Origin of the sequence: Flavobacterium aquidurense, from assembly GCF_031458035.1 — a bacterium.
GTDB lineage: Bacteria > Bacteroidota > Bacteroidia > Flavobacteriales > Flavobacteriaceae > Flavobacterium > Flavobacterium aquidurense_C.
The window spans coordinates 1-1,721 of sequence record NZ_JAVDXR010000024.1; the positions used below are offsets into that span (position 1 = coordinate 1).

The following is a 1,721-nucleotide window of genomic DNA, read 5'->3' on the forward strand; positions in this document are numbered from 1 at the left end:
ATGAAATCATGAAATAAATACTATAAATCCAATTGAATTTATCTTTTTTAAAGCTATTTAAATTCAGCCTTGATCAATTATTATCTATTAAATAATCGAAATAACCACTGTAATTCAACCATGCAGCATTTGCTTAAAACCTCTCTTTTAATTTTTCTTTTTCACTTCAATTTTACTGTTTTTTCACAGCCTTTATTAAAACAAAAAAATGAACAAATTAAGGCGGAATTAAAAAATAACTTAAATGATACAACACGGATTTTAAAACTGCAAACCCTAAGTTTATATTATGTAAAAAAACCTGGGGAAGAAAAAGCTGACTTGGACAGCAGTTATGTTTTTGCGAGGGAAGCCGATTTTCTGAGTCGGAAAGTCAATTATAATAAGGGAAAATGGATGAGCCTGATTCTCTATTCGCAGCTATTTCGCGAGGGAAACAATCTACCAAAAGGAATCAGGGAGCTTAAAAAGGCTTTTGTAATAGCATATAAAAACAATATTGTATGGCTGAAGGGTGAGGCGTATCTCGAACTTACCAATTATTATGATTTTAATAAAACAGAATGTCTTATTCGTTTAAAAATCATCGAAAAAGCCTATAAGGCCTTTAAAAAAGGAGGTTCTAAAAAGCAAATTGCTGACATTTTGCTATATTATGGTGATCATTATTTTTATTTGGGAAATTTTAAGGCAGCTCTCCAAAAATATAATGAAGCCAAAGACCTATATGAAACTATAGGCAACAAAGATCAAATGCAGAATTTATTCAGCCATATGTCTAAAGCATATTCTAAAATAGGTTTGTATACAGAGGCGGTAAAATACAGCCTGCAATCGATAAAAATTGGAGAGCAAAATAAAGATATATTTTTCTTAACATCTGACTATACAAATCTGGCACTTTCCTACTATAAAATGCAAAACTATGAACTAGCGCTGAATTATCATAAAAAAGCGTTTGATTACAGTTTAGAAAGGTATTCTCAGGAAGTTTCTCCTTTTTCAAATGCCTCTTATATTATTAAGGATTTAATAAATCTTGGAAGGGAAAAAGAAGCCAAAGAATTTTTTAGCACTACAGTAAAGAATTTGAAAGTTAATAATTATAAAGATCAAATTGCATTACAAATCTGTTATATAGCCTTTTTCGATAATATAAAAAGATATTCCATCTCTAATAAGGCGTGCAACAAGTTGATAGAACTTAAAAAGACACATAGAAATAATTTACCTGATGTTATAAATCTTGGAATAAACAATAATATTGTTGCCCATTTATTTAAGATTAAAAATTACGAGTTAGCTGCAGAATATCTAAATAACAATATAAAATTAGGAAAATCAATTAAGGATATTGATATGATCATTACTGGACATATGATGAAATTTAAATTGGATTCTGCTACTGGCAACTATATCTCGGCCATTTCCCATCTTAGAAAATATGAGAAAGCAAAAGACAGTATTTTTAATGATGTGAAATTTTATCAAATTTCAAATCTTCAAATAAAATATGAAACCGAGAAAAAGGATAAAAACATTCATGTTTTAACCAACCAAAGCGAACTTCAGAAGGTTAAGATAAACAATGATAAAATTATAAAAATTGTTGCGGGTGTAATTTTGATTTTATTGTTGATTATTACGATATTGATTTTTAGGAGTTATAAAAATAAAAAAGAAAGTAACGAAAAACTTCAGGCAGGTAAAGTGGATATAGA

1 protein-coding gene is annotated in these 1,721 nt (G+C 28.6%); it reads left to right on the forward strand.

Annotation, left to right across the window (positions count from 1 at the left end; translation table 11 throughout):
* Window positions 1-120 precede the first annotated feature (120 nt).
* On the forward strand, window positions 121-1,721 hold a 1,601-nt coding region (locus tag J2X17_RS19000), incomplete at its 3' end, for a tetratricopeptide repeat protein (protein ID WP_310301659.1).